Below are 18,740 nucleotides of genomic sequence, written 5' to 3' on the forward strand. Positions count from 1 at the left end.
ATTCCCGCCACCGAACGTGCCGGGGAGAGGCTGAAAAGGACCGACATGAGAAATCCCGTTGATACCGCTCTCGCTCTGGTGCCGATGGTCGTCGAGCAGACCAATCGTGGCGAGCGCTCCTACGACATTTTTTCTCGACTGCTGAAGGAGCGGATCATCTTTCTGACGGGGCCGGTCGAAGACACCATGGCCTCGCTCGTCTGCGCCCAGCTTCTGTTCCTCGAGGCCGAGAACCCGAAGAAGGAAATCGCCATCTACATCAATTCGCCGGGCGGTGTCGTCACGTCGGGTATGGCGATCTACGACACGATGCAGTTCATTCGTCCGGCCGTTTCGACGCTTTGCATCGGCCAGGCCGCATCGATGGGGTCGCTGCTGCTGGCTGCCGGCGAAAAGGGTATGCGCTTCGCAACCCCGAACGCGCGCATCATGGTTCACCAGCCCTCCGGCGGTTTCCAGGGTCAGGCGTCCGACATTGAACGTCATGCTCGTGACATTATTAAGATGAAGCGTCGCCTGAACGAGGTCTATGTCAAGCACACGGGCCGAACCTATGACGAAGTTGAGAACACGCTTGATCGTGACCACTTCATGGAATCGAGCGAAGCCAAGGACTGGGGTCTGATCGACCGTATCCTGACCTCGCGCGTCGAAATGGAAGGCGCTGCACCGTCTGCTTGATCCGCGCTTCTGCCGCCGGCATCGGCTAGATGCCGGCAGACGTGATGGCAGGCGGGGTTTAAAGTCGGCGTAAAAGCGCTATTAGTAGGATTAAGGCTATGTTGAATCTTTGTGACATAGTCTGCCGAGACTGGGAGTTTTCGTTGCCGCCGCTCCGACATGGTCGGATCGGCTAGTAGCTCCGGATCGGAAGAGGTTCCCCCCAACGGCGGCGGTGGGAGCCGGACAGTGTGAGTGACCGCCCTGCCGTGACTGCGGTGGCGCGGCGTGCTGGAAGGATAAAGACATGAGCAAAGTCAGCGGAAGCAACGGCGGTGACTCCAAGAATACCCTTTATTGTTCCTTCTGCGGCAAGAGCCAGCACGAGGTCCGCAAGCTGATTGCCGGACCGACTGTGTTCATCTGCGATGAATGCGTCGAACTCTGCATGGATATCATCCGCGAAGAGAACAAGTCTTCGATGGTCAAGTCTCGCGACGGCGTTCCCACGCCGCAGGACATCATCAAGATTCTCGATGAATACGTGATCGGTCAGAAGCAGGCGAAGAAGATCCTGTCCGTGGCCGTTCACAACCACTACAAGCGCCTGTCGCACGCCTCCAAGGGCGGCGAAGTCGAGCTGGCGAAGTCGAACATCATGCTGGTCGGCCCGACCGGCTGCGGCAAGACTTATCTGGCCCAGACATTGGCGCGCATCATCGACGTTCCCTTCACTATGGCCGATGCCACGACCCTGACCGAAGCCGGTTATGTCGGTGAAGACGTCGAAAACATCATCCTCAAGCTCCTGCAGTCTGCGGATTACAATGTCGAGCGCGCTCAGCGCGGCATCGTCTACATCGACGAAGTCGACAAGATTTCCCGCAAGTCGGACAATCCCTCGATCACCCGCGACGTATCGGGCGAGGGCGTCCAGCAGGCGCTGCTGAAGATCATGGAAGGCACGGTCGCATCCGTTCCTCCGCAGGGTGGTCGCAAGCATCCGCAGCAGGAATTCCTGCAGGTGGATACGACCAACATCCTGTTCATCTGCGGCGGGGCCTTTGCCGGCCTCGACAAGATCATCTCTGCCCGCGGCGAAAAGACCTCGATCGGTTTTGGCGCAACGGTGAAGGCGGAAGACGATCGTCGTGTTGGCGAAGTGCTGCGTGAACTGGAGCCGGAAGATCTCGTCAAGTTCGGTCTCATCCCGGAATTCATCGGCCGTCTGCCCGTTCTGGCAACGCTCGAGGACCTGGACGAGGACGCGCTGATCCAGATCCTCTCCGAGCCGAAGAACGCGCTCGTCAAGCAGTACCAGCGCCTGTTCGAGATGGAGGATGTCGAACTGTCCTTCCACGAGGACGCGCTTCGCGAAATCGCCCGCAAGGCGATCACCCGCAAGACCGGCGCGCGTGGCCTTCGTTCGATCATGGAGAAGATCCTGCTCGATACGATGTTCGAACTGCCGGAGCTGGAAGGTGTCCGCGAGGTTGTCATCTCCGACGACGTCGTCAACGGCAGCTCCCGTCCGCTCTACATCTATGCCGACCGTCAGGAAGAGAAGGCCAACGCTTCCGCCTGATCGATCCGGATCAAGACAGACGAAGAGCCCGCCCTTGTGGCGGGCTTTTCCGTTTCAAGATGACCTTTTTTGCCGTTGCCTGTGGTTTTCGCGGCCCGCCTGCGCATATACGGCATTCCGCAGTTGTCAGGCGCGCTGGTTGGGCTAGAACAAGGGCGAGAGTGAACGCCTGTGTGCTTGATGCCATCGCCGCGTATCCCTGTCTCCGACCACCCATATGACTGTGAGGAGCCAACCGGGCGACGAAGTGACGCGAATGCCTCGCATCAGGTTTGATTTGTAGTGTGAAAGCCGACGAGGTTTGTCATTCTGGCGTCACAGATTCGGCGCCGGCCTTGGCGGCAGACTTGAATTGGCGGAGGCGCCACTCCACTTGTTGGAGGATCGAAAGTATGCCTGACGCCTCTTTTGGGTCGGCATGGAGTCCCGGTTTCCCCGGGACGTTTGAAAGGAAGTGAAATGACGAATACGTCAGCTGCAAACGAGGTGAACACCTATCCGGTGCTTCCTCTGCGCGACATCGTGGTGTTTCCTCACATGATCGTCCCGCTGTTCGTCGGCCGTGAAAAATCCATCCGCGCTCTGGAAGAGGTGATGGGTTCCGACAAGCAGATCATGCTGGCCACGCAAATCAATGCGAGTGATGACGATCCCACGCCCGACGCGATCTACGAAGTCGGCACCGTCGCCAATGTGCTCCAGCTCCTGAAGCTGCCCGACGGCACCGTGAAGGTGCTGATCGAGGGACGCGCACGTGCTAAGGTCGAGGCGTACACGGCCCGCGAGGACTATTACGAGGCCAAGGCCATCATTCTTGCCGAACCGGCAGAAGACGCCGTGGAAATCGAGGCGCTGTCCCGCTCGGTGGTTTCGGAATTCGAAAACTACGTCAAGCTGAACAAGAAGATCTCCCCCGAGGTCGTCGGTGCCGCGAGCCAGATCGAGGACTACTCGAAGCTGGCCGACACGGTCGCTTCGCATCTCTCCATCAAGATCACCGAAAAGCAGGAAATGCTGGAAACGGTGAGCGTGAAGACGCGCCTGGAAAAGGCGCTCGGCTTCATGGAAGGCGAGATCTCCGTCTTGCAGGTCGAGAAGCGCATCCGCTCGCGCGTCAAGCGCCAGATGGAAAAGACCCAGCGCGAATACTACCTCAACGAACAGATGAAGGCGATCCAGAAGGAACTCGGCGACGGCGAAGACGGCCGTGACGAGATGGCCGAACTGGAAGAGCGCATCGCCAAGACCAAGCTTTCCAAGGAAGCCAAGGAAAAGGCCGATGCGGAGCTGAAGAAGCTGCGCCACATGAGCCCGATGTCGGCGGAAGCCACCGTCGTGCGCAACTACCTCGACTGGCTGCTCGGTCTGCCCTGGAGCAAGAAGTCAAAGGTCAAGATCGACCTCAACGCGGCCGAGAAGACCCTCGACGAGGACCATTTCGGTCTCGACAAGGTCAAGGAACGCATCGTTGAATATCTCGCCGTTCAGGCGCGTGCGACGAAGCTTAAGGGCCCCATCCTCTGCCTCGTCGGTCCTCCGGGCGTCGGCAAGACCTCGCTCGCCAAGTCGATCGCCAAGGCGACCGGCCGCGAATACGTGCGCATGGCCCTCGGTGGCGTCCGTGACGAAGCCGAGATCCGTGGTCACCGCCGCACCTATATTGGTTCGATGCCCGGCAAGATCGTGCAGTCGATGAAGAAGGCCAAGAAGTCCAACCCGCTCTTCCTGCTCGATGAAATCGACAAGATGGGCATGGACTTCCGTGGCGACCCGTCGTCGGCCCTGCTCGAGGTGCTGGATCCGGAACAGAACTCGACATTCATGGACCACTATCTTGAAGTGGAATACGACCTGTCGAATGTCATGTTCGTCACGACTGCCAATACGCTGAATATCCCGGGTCCCCTCATGGACCGCATGGAGATCATCCGCATTGCCGGTTACACCGAGGATGAAAAGCTCGAAATCGCCAAGCGGCACCTGTTGCCCAAGGCGATCAAGGAACACGCCCTGCGCCCGGAAGAATTCTCCGTGGCGGATTCGGCGATCATGGCGATCATCCAGCAGTACACCCGCGAAGCCGGTGTCCGCTCCTTCGAACGCGAACTGATGAAGCTCGCCCGCAAGGCCGTGACCGAAATCATCAAGGGCAAGGTGACCTCGGTTGCCGTGACCGGTGCGAACATCAACGAATATCTGGGCGTTCCGCGCTTCCGCCACGGCGAAGCCGAGGGCGAAGACCAGGTCGGCGTTGTCACGGGTCTGGCCTGGACGGAAGTGGGTGGAGAATTGCTGACCATCGAAGGCGTCATGATGCCCGGCAAGGGCCGCATGACGGTCACCGGCAACCTGAAGGAAGTGATGAAGGAATCGATTTCGGCAGCGGCATCCTATGTCCGTTCGCGCGCCGTCGATTTTGGTGTCGAGCCGCCGCGCTTCGACAAGTCCGACATCCACGTTCACGTTCCGGAAGGGGCGACCCCGAAGGATGGTCCGTCCGCAGGTGTTGCCATGGCAACGGCGATCGTCTCGATCATGACCGGCATCCCGGTCAACAAGGATGTCGCCATGACGGGTGAAATCACCCTGCGCGGTCGTGTCCTGCCGATCGGTGGCCTGAAGGAAAAGCTGCTCGCAGCCCTTCGCGGTGGCATCAAGAAGGTTCTCATTCCGGAAGAGAACGCCAAGGATCTGGCGGACATTCCGGACAATGTGAAGAACAACATGGAGATCGTTCCGGTGTCGCGCATGGGCGAGGTTATCAGGCACGCCCTGGTCCGTGTCCCCGAGCCGATCGAGTGGGATGGAACCGTTGAAACGCCGGCGATCGGCGTGGTCGACGGCACCGATGAAACCGGTGCAACCATCGCTCACTGAGGCAAATCTGCCATAAGTGAGCCACAAAGCTCCAAAACCGACAAAAAGGCTGGCATTTATGCCAGCCTTTTTTGTGAAATGCCGCGTGAAAGGCTTGTTTTCCGGGGCTTTCAGGTGCTTTTGAGTTGCGAAGGGCAGAAGCTTTCGTATTCTCCGCCCGACTTAATCATTTGAGTCGTTTCATACCAATCAGAAAGGGTGGAAACATGAACAAGAACGAACTCGTATCCGCGGTCGCCGAGAAGGCTGGCCTCACCAAGGCTGACGCTGCCTCTGCCGTTGATGCCGTTTTTGAAACGGTCCAGGCTGAACTGAAGAACGGCGGCGACATTCGTCTCGCTGGCTTCGGCGCCTTCACCGTTGGCCGTCGCGAAGCCTCCAAGGGCCGCAACCCGTCCACCGGCGCTGAAGTCGACATCCCGGCTCGCAACGTTCCGAAGTTCACGGCCGGCAAGGGCCTGAAGGACGCTGTCAACAGCTGATCCGTCGTGACCGTCGCACCCTTCGGTGCCGATGGTCAGCTGACATACTGGTGAGCCCGGCTTTGTGCCGGGCTTTCTTTTTGCCCTTCTTGCGCTGCAGCGAGACCTGTCTTATCTGTGAGGCGCCGGTTGTACCGGCATTCGTTCTCAGGGCGGGGTGAAACTCCCCACCGGCGGTAACGGGGAGACCCGAAGCCCGCGAGCGCCTGCCTTTCATTCGCGAAAGGCAGGGTCAGCAGATCCGGTGCAAAGCCGGAGCCGACGGTTAAAGTCCGGATGAAAGAGAATGAGGTCAGGCCACGCCCTTGTTCCGCTCGTTGCGGATCGCGGAGGCGTTGCTGCGCAGATCCGTGCCCGTCCGGGTGCGCTTTTCGTCGTCCTCATCTGTCCTGGTTTGTGTTGGTCCTTTGGAAAAGGAAAAATGACATGAATCAGAGCTCCGTTTCGCTCTTGCGCTCCCGGGCCGTCCTCGGCGCCGGTTTCATGGTTCTGGCGGGCGTCGCCTTCGCCGCTCTCAACGTCGTCACGCAATGGCTTGCCATGACGCTCGGTTTCCCGCCGGCCTCAACAGCCTTCTGGCAATATGGCTTTGCCCTCGTCCTCTCTCTCCCCTTGCTCTTCCGGCTCGGTCTGCGTGCCATGAAGACCGACTATCCGGTGCGCCACATCCTGCGGGTCCTGCTGGCCGCCTTCGGCGTGCAGGCCTGGGTCACGGGCCTCGCCACCGTCCCGATCTGGCAGGCCATCGCTCTCGTCATGACCTCGCCCTTCTTCATCATCATCGGCGCACGCCTCTTTCTCGGCGAGACCGTCGGCCGCGACCGCTGGCTTGCGACGCTGACGGGCTTCGTCGGCGCGATGATCATCCTCCAGCCCTGGTCGGACAGCTTCACCCTGGCCGCCCTCCTGCCGGTCTTTTCGGCCCTGCTCTGGGGCGGTTCCTCATTGATCATGAAGAACCTCACGCATTACGAGGCACCGGAAACGGTCACGGTCTGGCTGCTGGTGCTGCTGACGCCGATCAATGCCGGGCTCGCAGTTGCCGGTGGCTTCGCCGTGCCGGAAGGCCTCACCCTCTGGCTGTTGCTCGCCGCCGGTCTGCTGACGGCCTTTGGGCAATATCTGCTGACACTCGCCTACAATGCCGCTGACGCGGCCTATGTTCAGCCGTTTGACGACCTGAAGCTCCCGCTCAACGTCTTTGCCGGCTGGCTGGTCTTCGGCTATGCGCCGAGCGGCTATCTGTGGTTGGGCGCATTGCTGATCCTCGGGGCTTCACTCTTCCTGATGTTGCGCGAGGCCGGCAAGGAAGCATCGCCGGCGTCCCAATGACAGGTCTCGAGAACAGCAACCTATAGGAACAGCTTATCGGGATATCCGGCAGGAATTCGTCGGACGACCGCCAATCTGTCATCCGACTGTCACCCGACTGCCCCAGAAACCTCTTGTTCCATTTCTGGATACTGGAGGTTTCCCGATGACCCATGGTCTCTCCCGCGTCGCCCTGACGGCGGCGCTTTTTGCATCCGTGGCCCTGCCGGCCGCTGCCGAACAGGTTTTCAACCGCATTGCCGCCTTCCCGGTCGCCGCCAATTTGCCGGCCGACAAGGACAAGTTGACCACCACCTCTGCCGAGATCATCACCGCCTCGGAAGACGGCAACACACTGATCTACTCCGACAGCCCGCTCGGTGGCATCGGCTTCATCGACATCACGGACGCCAGGGCACCGAAGGCTGCGGGCGCTGTGATGATGGACGGCGAGCCGACTTCCGTGGCTGTCGCTGGCGGCAAGGTACTCGTCGGGGTCAACACCTCCGAGAACTTTACCAGCCCGTCGGGCAAGCTCGCGATCGTGGACATTGCCTCGAAGGCTGTCGATGCCACCTGCGATATCGGCGGTCAGCCGGATTCGGTCGCCGTGGCCAAGGACGGCTCATTCATCGCCATCGCCATCGAAAACGAGCGTGACGAAGACTTGAACGATGGCGCCCTGCCGCAGATGCCGGCCGGTGACCTCGTCATCCTGTCGCTCAATGATGGCGTTGCTGATTGCGGCTCGATGAAGCGCGTCGCGTTGACCGATCTTGCCGAGATTGCACCTGAGGATCCGGAACCGGAATTCGTCGCGATCAACAGCCTCGGCGAAATCGCAGTGACGCTGCAGGAAAACAACCACATTGCCATCGTCGACGGCAAGACCGGTGACGTGAAGGCCCACTTTTCTGCCGGTACGGTCGACCTTGAAGGTATCGACACCAAGTCGGATGGAGCACTCAAGTTCACCGGTACAAGGGAAGGCGTTCCGCGCGAGCCTGATGCCGTGAAGTGGCTCGACGACAACCGTCTGGTTATTGCCAATGAAGGCGACTGGAACGGTGGCTCGCGCAGTTTCACCATCTTCGACAAGACCGGCAAGGTTGCCTATGAGTCCGGTCCGTCGCTGGAAATGGCCATCGCCCAGATCGGTCATTTTCCCGACAAGCGTGCCAAGTCCAAGGGCGTCGAGCCGGAAGGCCTGGAAGTCGCAACCTTCGGCGATCAGAACTACTTCTTCGTTCTGTCCGAGCGTTCCTCGATCGCCGCAGTCTACAAGGACACCGGCGCCGAGCCGGAACTGACACAGCTTCTGCCGTCCGGTGTGTCGCCGGAAGGCGCCGTTGCCATTCCGTCGCGCAACCTGCTGGTCACCGCCAACGAGGTGGACCTCGGCGAAGATGGCGGCCCGCGCTCGCATGTCATGCTCTATGAGCTGGCTGAAGGCACGCCTGCCTATCCAATGCTGAAGTCGGCCATGGTCGATGGTGCACCGATCGGCTGGGGCGCTCTGTCTGGCCTCGTCGGCGATGCCGAAAAGGCAGGCACGCTCTATGCGGTCAATGACAGTTTCTATGCGATGCAGCCGACCATCTACACGATCGACGCAACGCAGAAGCCGGCCGTCATCACCTCGGCTCTGCCGGTCACCCGCGGCGGCGCTGCTGCCCAGAAGCTCGATCTCGAAGGTATCGCGCTGGATGGCAAGGGCGGCTTCTGGCTGGCCTCGGAAGGCGATTCTGCCAAGCTCGTCGGCCATGGCCTCTACAATGTCGATGCCAAGGGTGAGATCAAGGCCGAGATCGGCCTCCCAGTTGAACTGCTCGCAGGCCAGACCCGCTTCGGCCTCGAAGGTGTCACCAGTGTCGGCACCGGTGACGACATGACCCTCTGGATGGCAGTTCAGCGTGAATGGGGTGACGACGAGAAGGGCTCGGTGAAGCTCCTCTCCTACAACCCCAAGTCCAAGGAATGGGGCGCCGTTCGCTATCCGCTGGAAAAGGCCGCTGAAGGCTGGGTCGGCCTGTCGGAAATCACCGCCCACGGCGACTATGTCTATATCGTCGAGCGCGACAACCAGATCGGCGACAACGCCAAGCTCAAGAAGCTTTTCCGAGTTGCCGTCGCCGATTTGAAGCCCGCCAAGCTCGGCGAGCAGCTTCCGACCGTCACCAAGGAAGAAGTCCACGACTTCATTCCGGATCTGAAGGCCGCCACCAATGGCTACGTGGTCGACAAGCTCGAAGGCTTTGCCTTCGACGCCTCGGGCAAGGCCTTTGCGGTCACCGACAACGACGGTGTGGACGATTCGTCCGGCGAAACGCTGTTCTGGGAAGTGAACCTGCGGGGCACGAACTGATCGACGGATCGACGTCTTGATAAAAGAGAGGCCGGGTGATCGCTCACCCGGCCTCGTCCTTTTGAGAGCGTCCGCCTCTTACCAGCGGTGGTGCACATGCGGCGCGATCAGGCGTTCATAAACGTCGCGCGATGCAGCCATGACATCGGCAGACAGGGCTGCCAGATCGGACGCTGCCGCATTCGCTTTGGCCTGCTCGCCATTGCGGGCGCCGGGGATGACGACCGTGACGGCCTCATGCATCAGGATCCAGCGCAGAGCAAACTGCGCCATCGAGGCACCTGATGGTACCAGCTTGCGGACTTCCTCGACCGCCGCGAGACCTGTCTCGAAAGGCACGCCCGCAAAGGTCTCACCAACGTCAAAGGCCTCGCCATTGCGATTGAAATTGCGGTGGTCTTCAGCAGCAAACTGTGTGCTCGCGGTGATCTTGCCCGAAAGCAGCCCGCTTGCCAGCGGCACGCGCGCGATGACGGCGACGTTGCGGCGCTTGGCTTCCTGGAAGAACAGGCTGGCGGCACGCTGGCGGAACATGTTGAAGATGATCTGCACCGAAGCCACACCCGGATATTCGATCGCCTTGAGCGCTTCCTCGACCTTTTCCACCGAGACACCGTAGTGCTTGATCTTGCCGGCCTTGCGGATCTCTTCGAGCCCCTCGAACATGTCCTGTCGATAATAGACTTCGGTCGGTGGGCAGTGCAGCTGCACGAGATCGAGACTGTCGATTTCCAGGTTCTTCAGCGAGCGGTCGATGAACGCCTCGATATTGGCCTTGGTGTAACCGTCAGCCACATGCGGGTTCAGCCGGCGACCGGCCTTGGTCGCCACCATCGGCCGCTCGCCGCCGCGTGCCTTCAGCACCTCGGCGATGATCTTTTCCGACCGGCCGTCGCCATAGACGTCAGCCGTATCGATGAAGGTCATGCCGGCATCGAGGGCCGCATTGAGCGCTGCCCGGCCGTCGGCCTCGGAAACCTCGCCCCAGGACCCACCGATCTGCCATGCGCCGAAGCCGATATCGCTGACGGTGAATTCCGTCCGGCCAAATTTATGTTCTCGCATCGTGATGTCTCTCCCGTGATTGTGGCTTCGAGCTAGCAAGTGGGGCAGGGGGTGGCAAGCTTCAACAGCTTGATTGTCCTGAAGTGATCCGCTCAGCCCTCAGATGCGAATTGCAGCGCAGGAAGCGAGGGAGCGAAATGCCGAAGATGATCCGCAAGGGCGATCTGCCCGACAAGACCTGCCCCGCCTGCCGCAGACCCTTCGCCTGGCGCAAGAAGTGGGAGCGCAACTGGGAAAGCGTCATCTACTGTTCCGAACGCTGCCGTCGTTCCGGTAAAACCGCAAGCGCGGCAAAGTCGTAGACGTCTGAGACAGCCAATTGATCGGGATATCATGACACACCAGGCTCCGGCGCCCTCTCGCCTCGTGCTTTACGCCCTGCCGGCGATCCCCATGGCCGCCATAGCGCTGCCCTTTTACATCGTTCTGCCGACCTTTTACGCAGATCACTTCGCCATGTCGCTGGCAACGATCGGTATCGTGCTGCTCGGCATCCGTCTGATCGACGCGGTCACCGATCCCCTGTTCGGCTGGCTTTCCGACCGCGTACGATCCCGCTTCGGCCGCCGCCGTTTCTTTTTCCTGATCTCCACGCCGCTGACGGCGCTCGCGGCCTTCATGTTGTTTTGGCCGCCGGAGGATGCCAGCATCGGCTATCTCGCGTTCTGGGGCGTGGCGCTCTCCATCGGCTCCACCTGGTCGCTGTTGCCCTACACGGCCTGGGGGGCTGAACTCGCGACCGGCTACCAGGCGCGTGTGAAGCTTTCGGCGTATCGGGAGGGGGCGACGCTCATTGGATCGCTGATCGCCATCACACTCCCGTTCGTCGGGGGGCTCGACACGGCGATCGGTTTTCACGGCCTCGCCTGGATCGCCGTCTTCATTGCCGTGATGCTGCCGCTGACGGGTCTGCTCGCCGCAACCACCGTGCCCGAGCCGGTGGACTTCTCCCGGCGCAAGCTATCCTTGCGGGAGGGGTTTCGCCATCTGCGCGCCAATGGCCCGTTCCTGCGGTTGGCCTCCGCCTTTCTGCTGAACAGCTTTGCCAATGCCATTCCAGCCTCGCTGTTTATCTATTTCGTAGGGCAGCGCCTCGGTGCGCCGGCCCTGCAGGGGCCTCTGCTCTTCACGTATTTTCTCTGCGCCATCGCCGGCGTTCCCTTGGCGGTTGCAACCGCCCGGCGCCTCGGTAAGCATCGCGCCTGGTGCTTCGCCATGATGCTGGCCTGCGCGGTCTTCTCGGTTGCCGGCTTCCTTGGTGAGGGAGATGTCTTCGCCTTCACGATCGTCTGCGTCGTCACTGGCCTGCTGCTCGGATTCGACCTGACACTGCCGCCGGCGATCCAGGCCGACGTCATCGACAATGACACGGTCGCCTCCGGCGAACAGCGCTCCGGCCTCTATTTCGCGGCCTGGAGCTTCATCACCAAGCTAGCGGTCGCACTCTCCGCCGGCATCGTCTTCCCACTGCTCGACCTCGCCGGATTCATCGGAAGCCAGTCGGCGGCCCAGACGCCGGAGGCACTGACGATGCTGGCCGCCCTCTACGCCTTCCTGCCCATCCTTCCCAAGCTCGCCGCGATCACCCTGATGTGGAATTTCTCGCTCGATGAAGCCGCACACCAAAGGCTGCGGGCAAACCTCACGCCGCTCGGTTAACCGTCCCGTCAATGGGTTTTGACAGATTTGCTATCGATGGCTAGACCGAGACGGGGGGCAGGATTTCCTCGCATCGTCGCGGATCAATTCGGATGCGATGACGAATTCTGCGCGACTTAACAGGTTTGTCATCTCAGCGTCGTGTTCTACGCGCCATAGCGGAACGGACGGCAGCCGGATGCAATCATGGTCAGGATAGGTGTTCAATGCGCATTGTGATGATTGGCTCGGGTTATGTCGGCCTGGTGTCGGGAGCCTGTTTGGCGGATTTCGGTCACGAGGTGATCTGTGTCGACAAGTCGACCGAAAAGGTCGAGGCGCTGGAGCGCGGCGAAGTGCCGATCTTCGAGCCGGGGCTCGAAGCGATCATTGCCCATAACCGTGCTTCCGGCCGCCTGAGCTTCTCGCTTGATCTGGCTGGCCCCGTCGCAAACGCCGATGTCGTCTTCATTGCTGTCGGCACGCCGTCTCGCCGCGGCGATGGTCATGCCGACCTGACTTACGTCTACGCCGCCGCGCGCGAAATCGCAGCCGCCGTCACCGGCTTTACGGTGGTGGTCACCAAGTCCACGGTCCCTGTCGGCACCGGCGACGAGATCGAGCGCATCTTCCGCGAGGAATTTCCGGACAAGGACATTGCCGTCGTCTCCAATCCGGAATTCCTGCGGGAAGGGGCCGCCATCTCCGACTTCAAACGTCCCGACCGCATCGTCATCGGCACGGGCGACGAACGCGCCACCGAACTGATGCGAGAAGTCTACCGTCCGCTCTATCTCAACGAGGCGCCGCTCTATTTCTGCGAACGCCGCACCTCCGAACTGATCAAATATGCCGCCAACGCCTTCCTGGCGATGAAGATCACCTTCATCAACGAGATCGCCGATCTCTGCGAGAATATCGGTGCCGATGTTCAGAAAGTGGCCAAGGGCATCGGCATGGACAAGCGCATCGGCGACAAGTTCCTGCATGCCGGGCCCGGCTATGGCGGCTCCTGCTTCCCGAAAGACACGCTGGCGCTGGTCAAGACGGCGCAGGACTTCGACAGCCCGCTGCGCCTGATCGAGACGACGGTGATGGTCAACGACAACCGCAAGCGCGCCATGGGCCGCAAGGTGATCGCCGCCTGTGACGGCACTGTGCGCGGCAAGAAGATCGCCGTGCTCGGCCTGACCTTCAAGCCGAACACCGACGACATGCGCGATGCGCCCGCCATCACCATTGTCCAGGCGCTGCTCGATGGTGGCGCCGACGTGCATGTCTTCGATCCCGAAGGCATGGAGGCGGCCAAGGCCGTACTTGGCCCTGTCACTTATGGCACGAACCCTTACGAGATTGCGACCGATGCCGAGGCCATCGTCGTGGTCACCGAGTGGGACGAGTTCCGCGCGCTGGATTTTCGCCGCCTGAAGCAGGAGATGAAGGCACCCGTCATCGTCGACCTGCGCAACATCTACAAGCCGGAGGAGATGGCGAAATACGGCTTCAAGCACCTCCCGATCGGCAAGCGGACCGCAAAGGCCTGAGCATGCATTACTTCATCACCGGCACAGCCGGCTTCATCGGTTTCCATCTCGCCCGCCGGCTTTTGGCGGACGGACATGAGGTCACCGGCTTCGATGGCATGACGCCCTACTACAACGTCAAGCTCAAGCACATGCGCCACGCGGCCCTGGCGCAGTATCCGGCCTTCAAGCCGGTCATTGCCATGCTCGAGGATCGTTCGGCGGTCGAAGACGCCATGGCCACGGCCAAGCCCCATGTGGTGATCCACCTCGCGGCCCAGGCGGGTGTACGCTACAGCCTGGAAAACCCGCAATCCTATCTGACGTCCAACGTCACCGGCTCCTACAACATCATCGAGCTTGCCGAGCGCCACAAGGTCAAGCACCTGATGCTCGCGTCCACCTCCTCGATCTATGGTGCCAATCCGACGGTGCCATTCCGCGAGACGGACCGCGCCGACGAGCCGCTGACCATCTATGCCGCCACCAAGAAGTCGATGGAGCTGATGGCGCATGCCCATGCCCATCTCTACAAGACGCCGACCACGGCCTTCCGTTTCTTCACCGTCTATGGCCCATGGGGCCGGCCGGACATGGCGCTGTTCAAGTTCGTCGATCTGATGTTGAACGACCAGCCGATCGAGATCTATGGCGAAGGCAAGATGAGCCGCGACTTCACCTATATCGACGATCTCGTCGAGGCGATCGTCAGGATCTCGAATGTCATCCCGGACGAATCGAATCGCGTCGCCGATGAGGGGATCGAGACGCTCTCCCGCCAGGCGCCTTACCGCCTGGTCAATATCGGCGGCGGCCAGCCGGAAAACCTGATGGACTTCGTCGAAATGGTGGAGCGGGCGCTTGGCCAGCCGGCAATCCGCAACATGCTGCCGATGCAGAAGGGCGATGTGCCGCGCACCTATGCGGCACCCGATCTCCTGCAGGCGCTGACCGGCTATACGCCAACCACAAAACTCGAAGACGGCGTGAAAGCCTTCGTCGAATGGTATCTCGAGGCCCGCCCGGAATTGCAGGGGTAAGAGACTCACTCCGCCGCTTGAATGCCAGCCTTGACTTTCGCGGCCATTAACCGCTGTTCTGACGCCGAATGACAGGCTGCGGCGGTTGCCGGGAGAGCGAGACGACGGGCATGGACGAGACAGGCAGCGCACACACCGAGAACGGCAAGGCTGAGGGGCCACGCACACGCGGCTCCGGCACCGAATCGGTCTACAAGGCGCTGCGGCACGAAATCCTGACCATGGAGCGCGCACCGGGCAGTCCGCTCGATGAAACGCGTCTCTCCGAACATTTCGGCATGTCGCGCACACCGATTCGCGAGGCGCTGCTGCGGCTCACCTCCGAGGGGCTGGTCACCAGTCTGCCCAACCGCAACACGATCGTTGCCGTCATCGATTTTTCCAGCCTGCCGACCTATTTCGAGGCGCTCTGCCTGATGTACCGTGTGACCACGCGTGGTGCTGCCCAGCGTTCGGGCGATGCTTGGATGGCCGAAATTGTCCGTCATCAGGCGAGCTTCGCAAAAGCCGTGGAAGCACAGGACGCCTTTGCCATGATCGAGGCAAACCGCGAATTCCACGTCGCCATCGCCGAGCGCGCCGGCAATCCCTATTACACATCCTTCTTCGCTCGCCTGCTGGACGAGGGGCGCCGGATCCTGCGCCTCTATTATCAGACCTTCGACGATCGCTTGCCACGCCGCTATGTCGAGGAACACGAGAAGATCATCGAGGCGATCCGATCAGGCGATGTGGAGGGGGCCGACAGGCTGTCGGTCGCCCATGCCGACCAGATCGTGCGCCAGATCCAGGATTATGTGGCGCGCAATATTGCCGCCGCCGCACAACTCCCCAACCTCTGAACTCGCCAAACACCGCTCCCGCAGCCCCTAACAGGCGCCCCTTGATTTTGTCGACAAACTGTATACGGTGGATACACCTCATCAACAGGAGTTTCCCATGACCACCGGCTGGCACGGCGTATTCCCCGCCGCAACGACTCAATTCCACGAAGACTATTCGGTCGACATTGACGCCACCCAGCGCGTGCTCGACGCCCTCGTCAACGATGGCGTCAACGGCCTGATCGTCATGGGCACCTGCGGCGAGAACAACTCACTCGATCCGGAAGAAAAGCGCACCATCCTGAAGGCCGCCGTCGAGGTGGTGAACGGCCGCGTGCCGATCGTCACCGGCGTATCGGAATTCGACACGCGCCGCGCGTCAGCCTATGCCCGCGATGCGGAAAAGATCGGCGCCGATGGCCTGATGCTTCTGCCGGCCATGGTCTATGTGCCAAAGCCGCACGAACTCGTCGCTCATTTCAAGACGGTGGCCGAAGCGACCGGCCTGCCGATCATGCTCTACAACAACCCGCCGGCCTACCGCGTCAACATCGGCGCGGAAGTGCTGGAAGCGCTCGACGGCGTGAAGAACATCAAGGCCGTCAAGGAAAGCGCGCCTGACCCGCGTCGCTTCACCGACCTGATCAACGCCTTCGGCGACCGCTACGACATCTTCGCCGGCCTCGACGACGTGGCGCTCGAAGGCCTGATGCTGGGCGCCAAGGGCTGGGTCTCCGGCCTCACCAGCGCCTTCCCGGCCGAATCGGTCGCGCTCGTCGCTGCCGCCGACCGTGGCGGCTGGGTGGAAGCGCGCCGCATCTACCGCTGGTTCATGCCGCTCCTGCATCTCGACGCCGAACACGACCTCGTCCAGTCGATCAAGCTCGCTGAGCAGATCATGGGCCGCGGGTCAGAGCGCGTCCGCATGCCGCGCATGCCGCTTGAGGGTGCACGCCGTGCCGAAGTGACTGATATGGTCGAGAAGGCGGCAGCGACTAGGCCAATCGGCGGGAAGTAAGCTGCAGAGAGAGCAATGCAAAGAAGGCCCGTCGGAGCGATCCGGCGGGCTTTTTTTTGCATTAGTGTCCCGCCGAGTTAGGCAGTGGGGACATGAGCAACCGGCTGCGCGTTAACTGTAGCTGCCATGGCGAGGGAGTGGATGGAATCTAGAATCGGTTGAAACAGTTGACCTCATTGCAGCCTTGGGTAACTTTGGGACAACCAGAGGGGGGGCACATGAGCACACTAGAAGAAAGCCTTCGCGCGATATCGGAGCGCGTAAAATCACACTCGAGCACCATGGCCACCGAAGAAGCCGTCAAAACGGCGGTCGTTCTCCCATTTCTGAGGTCACTCGGCTACGACGTATTCGATCCTTCAGAGGTGGTCCCTGAGTTCACTGCAGACGCTGTCGGTAAGAAGGGTGAGAAGGTCGATTATGCGATTAAGATCGACGGTGAGATCCGTATTCTGATTGAGTGCAAACCAATCTCCGTCAGCTTGGAGAAAAAACACCTCGATCAGCTTTACCGCTACTTCAGCGTGACCAATGCGAAGTTTGCGATCCTTACTAACGGTAGGACCTTCAATTTCTACACAGACCTTGATGCGCCTAACAAACTGGATAGCCGTCCGTTCTTCGTCTTTGATATTGCAGACTTTAACAGCGGCATTCTCTCTGAGCTGAGGAAGTTCGAGAAGGCGGCGTTTGACGTCAACGCGATTTTGGCCACGGCAGAGCGGCTCAAGTACACCTCCGGCGTGAAACAAGTCATATCTAAGCTCGTGGAAGAGCCCACCGAGGAGTTCGTCAGACTGGTGTCGGCGAGCGTTTATGAGGGCAGAATGACCGCGCAAGTCAGGGAGATGTTTACGGGTGTCGTAAGGGCAGCTTTCCGCGAAGTGATCATGGACACTGTCAAAAGCCGACTTTCGAGTGCTCTCGCAGATACAGAGGAAGTTATCGAAAAGATCGATATACCCGTTGAAGAAGAGCCGGATGTTGTAACCACTGATGAGGAGCGAGAGGGCTATATGATCGTCAAAGCCATAGTGCGTGATACGATTGCCCCCAAGCGCGTGGTGATGCGCGACCAGAAATCATATTGCGGCATCCTGGTGGACAACAACAACCGCAAGCCACTCGCTCGACTTTGGTTCAATCGTTCAGTGAAATACATTGGCCTTTTCGATGGTGAGAACGAAGAACGAGTCATCGTAGACACTCTCGATCAGATCTATGATTTCGCCGATCGTTTGCGCGCTACAGCCAGAAGATACGCTGAATAAGTCGTCGCGGTCCGCCACCTCTCTGCATGGCCACGTACTGTTCCGAAATGCGAGAGCGTTCTGGCAGCGATTCGCGGTGCTGCCTGAGTTAATCGGAACTGTTTAAAAGTGTGGTGCTGCACCGACCGCATCGGGCTCGGTAGATCGCGGCAATCAGACCGTGGACGGAACGCAAAGCCTCAAATTGTTCGTAAATCGAGACAAAAGCACGCAGCCCCAAAAGCGGAGAGGCCGAAAACCCGTACTGGAGAAAATCGGGAAAAATGGTGGGCGATGACGGACTCGAACCGCCGACATCCTCGGTGTAAACGAGGCGCTCTACCAACTGAGCTAATCGCCCGTGCGCTGACCGGATCATCTCCGCCGCGTCGGTGGCCGTGATCTATGCGGATCGGGCAAAATCCGCAAGAGCGATTATGCAGATTTTTTGTTTTTTTGTCATGCAGCGTGAGCGCGCCATGTGGATAAGCGACGAGAATCCCTGTTTTCCGCCTGCGGCGCGTTGTCGCGAACACGATGCCCGCAGGAGGTGTGGGGGAGGGCTATTGGCAAAAAATCGAGTGGTCGCGGATTTGTTTTGAATGCTGCTTGACACCTCCAAATGAACCCCGTAGAGAGCCGGTCATCGAACGGCAAGCCGCTCGACGGGGATCGCCTTGAACCCCGATTTGGAAATGCGCGGGTGTAGCTCAGTTGGTTAGAGTGCCGGCCTGTCACGCCGGAGGTCGCGGGTTCGAGCCCCGTCACTCGCGCCATTCCAAAGCCTTCAGGGCATGCTGCTCAGGCAGCGAAGACATGGGACCAACCCCATGAAATGCGCGGGTGTAGCTCAGTTGGTTAGAGTGCCGGCCTGTCACGCCGGAGGTCGCGGGTTCGAGCCCCGTCACTCGCGCCACTTCTAAAACTCCCAAAAAGTCTCCACCACAACTTTTTGCATCGCACGCGCGATTGCGCGAGACACACATTTTACCCGCTGGTAAGGTGCCCTCGGGTATCGGGTGAAAAGGCTTTGGTTGGACTTGCGCTGGGTGGCTGCCTGCGCTAACCACGGCGCGTTGCAACTCTATTTACGGCTTGTCGA

The 18,740-nt window shown here is 60.3% G+C and carries 14 protein-coding genes, 3 tRNA genes and 1 riboswitch; of the genes, 15 read left to right on the forward strand and 2 right to left on the reverse strand.

Annotated features, from left to right (window positions below):
- Positions 1-45 precede the first annotated feature (45 nt).
- From QTL56_RS02425 to QTL56_RS02450, 6 genes are all read left to right on the forward strand, one after another.
- Positions 46-681 carry an ATP-dependent Clp protease proteolytic subunit gene (locus tag QTL56_RS02425; protein ID WP_229575929.1) on the forward strand — a complete coding sequence of 212 codons (636 nt, stop codon included), beginning with the start codon at positions 46-48 and terminating at the stop codon, positions 679-681.
- Between the two features lie 286 nt (positions 682-967).
- Positions 968-2,245: an ATP-dependent Clp protease ATP-binding subunit ClpX gene (gene clpX / locus QTL56_RS02430; RefSeq protein WP_229575930.1), complete on the forward strand. Its 1,278-nt coding sequence runs from the start codon at positions 968-970 to the stop codon at positions 2,243-2,245.
- A 459-nt stretch (positions 2,246-2,704) separates the two neighbouring features.
- A complete protein-coding gene (lon, locus tag QTL56_RS02435; protein WP_245137119.1) occupies positions 2,705-5,122 on the forward strand; it encodes an endopeptidase La in 2,418 nt (805 codons plus the stop codon).
- Positions 5,123-5,328: 206 nt separating this feature from the next.
- Positions 5,329-5,604 carry a DNA-binding protein HupB gene (gene hupB, locus QTL56_RS02440; protein WP_147182257.1) on the forward strand — a complete coding sequence of 92 codons (276 nt, stop codon included), beginning with the start codon at positions 5,329-5,331 and terminating at the stop codon, positions 5,602-5,604.
- Between the two features lie 139 nt (positions 5,605-5,743).
- A riboswitch (FMN riboswitch) is annotated at positions 5,744-5,896 on the forward strand.
- A 134-nt stretch (positions 5,897-6,030) separates the two neighbouring features.
- Positions 6,031-6,936, forward strand: coding sequence for a DMT family transporter (locus QTL56_RS02445; protein ID WP_229575932.1), 906 nt, complete (start codon positions 6,031-6,033; stop codon positions 6,934-6,936).
- A gap of 145 nt (positions 6,937-7,081) precedes the next feature.
- Positions 7,082-9,280: an esterase-like activity of phytase family protein gene (locus QTL56_RS02450; protein ID WP_245137118.1), complete on the forward strand. Its 2,199-nt coding sequence runs from the start codon at positions 7,082-7,084 to the stop codon at positions 9,278-9,280.
- A 78-nt stretch (positions 9,281-9,358) separates the two neighbouring features.
- Here QTL56_RS02450 and QTL56_RS02455 read toward each other — a convergent pair whose 3' ends face one another.
- The gene (locus tag QTL56_RS02455; RefSeq protein ID WP_245137117.1) at positions 9,359-10,345 is read right to left on the reverse strand and encodes an aldo/keto reductase; all 987 of its coding nucleotides are present in this window, start codon (positions 10,343-10,345) and stop codon (positions 9,359-9,361) included.
- Positions 10,346-10,482: 137 nt separating this feature from the next.
- On the opposite strand from QTL56_RS02455, the gene QTL56_RS02460 reads away from it, so the two are divergent.
- The 7 genes from QTL56_RS02460 (at position 10,483) to QTL56_RS02490 (ending at position 17,659) form a co-directional block, all read left to right on the forward strand.
- Positions 10,483-10,647, forward strand: a complete 165-nt coding sequence (locus QTL56_RS02460; protein ID WP_229575935.1) for a DUF2256 domain-containing protein — start codon at positions 10,483-10,485, stop codon at positions 10,645-10,647.
- A 31-nt stretch (positions 10,648-10,678) separates the two neighbouring features.
- Positions 10,679-12,004 (forward strand): MFS transporter, encoded by a 1,326-nt coding sequence (locus tag QTL56_RS02465; RefSeq protein ID WP_245137116.1) that lies wholly within the window; start codon positions 10,679-10,681, stop codon positions 12,002-12,004.
- A 206-nt stretch (positions 12,005-12,210) separates the two neighbouring features.
- Positions 12,211-13,527 (forward strand): UDP-glucose dehydrogenase family protein, encoded by a 1,317-nt coding sequence (locus tag QTL56_RS02470; protein ID WP_245137115.1) that lies wholly within the window; start codon positions 12,211-12,213, stop codon positions 13,525-13,527.
- Positions 13,528-13,529: 2 nt separating this feature from the next.
- Positions 13,530-14,546, forward strand: a complete 1,017-nt coding sequence (locus QTL56_RS02475; protein WP_245137114.1) for an NAD-dependent epimerase/dehydratase family protein — start codon at positions 13,530-13,532, stop codon at positions 14,544-14,546.
- A 110-nt stretch (positions 14,547-14,656) separates the two neighbouring features.
- Entirely contained in the window at positions 14,657-15,388 is a 732-nt protein-coding gene (locus QTL56_RS02480; protein ID WP_245137113.1) for a GntR family transcriptional regulator, read from the forward strand.
- A gap of 97 nt (positions 15,389-15,485) precedes the next feature.
- On the forward strand, positions 15,486-16,388 hold the full coding sequence (locus QTL56_RS02485; RefSeq protein WP_245137112.1) for a dihydrodipicolinate synthase family protein: 903 nt from the start codon (positions 15,486-15,488) through the stop codon (positions 16,386-16,388).
- A 218-nt stretch (positions 16,389-16,606) separates the two neighbouring features.
- Entirely contained in the window at positions 16,607-17,659 is a 1,053-nt protein-coding gene (locus tag QTL56_RS02490; RefSeq protein ID WP_245137111.1) for a type I restriction endonuclease, read from the forward strand.
- A 264-nt stretch (positions 17,660-17,923) separates the two neighbouring features.
- Here QTL56_RS02490 and QTL56_RS02495 read toward each other — a convergent pair.
- A tRNA-Val gene (locus QTL56_RS02495) sits at positions 17,924-17,999 on the reverse strand.
- Positions 18,000-18,337: 338 nt separating this feature from the next.
- Here QTL56_RS02495 and QTL56_RS02500 point away from each other — a divergent pair.
- Positions 18,338-18,414: transfer RNA gene (locus tag QTL56_RS02500), tRNA-Asp, on the forward strand.
- Between the two features lie 63 nt (positions 18,415-18,477).
- Positions 18,478-18,554 (forward strand) — tRNA-Asp (locus QTL56_RS02505).
- Positions 18,555-18,740 lie beyond the last annotated feature (186 nt).

Origin of the sequence: Peteryoungia algae (assembly GCF_030369675.1) — a bacterium.
Lineage (GTDB): Bacteria > Pseudomonadota > Alphaproteobacteria > Rhizobiales > Rhizobiaceae > Allorhizobium > Allorhizobium algae.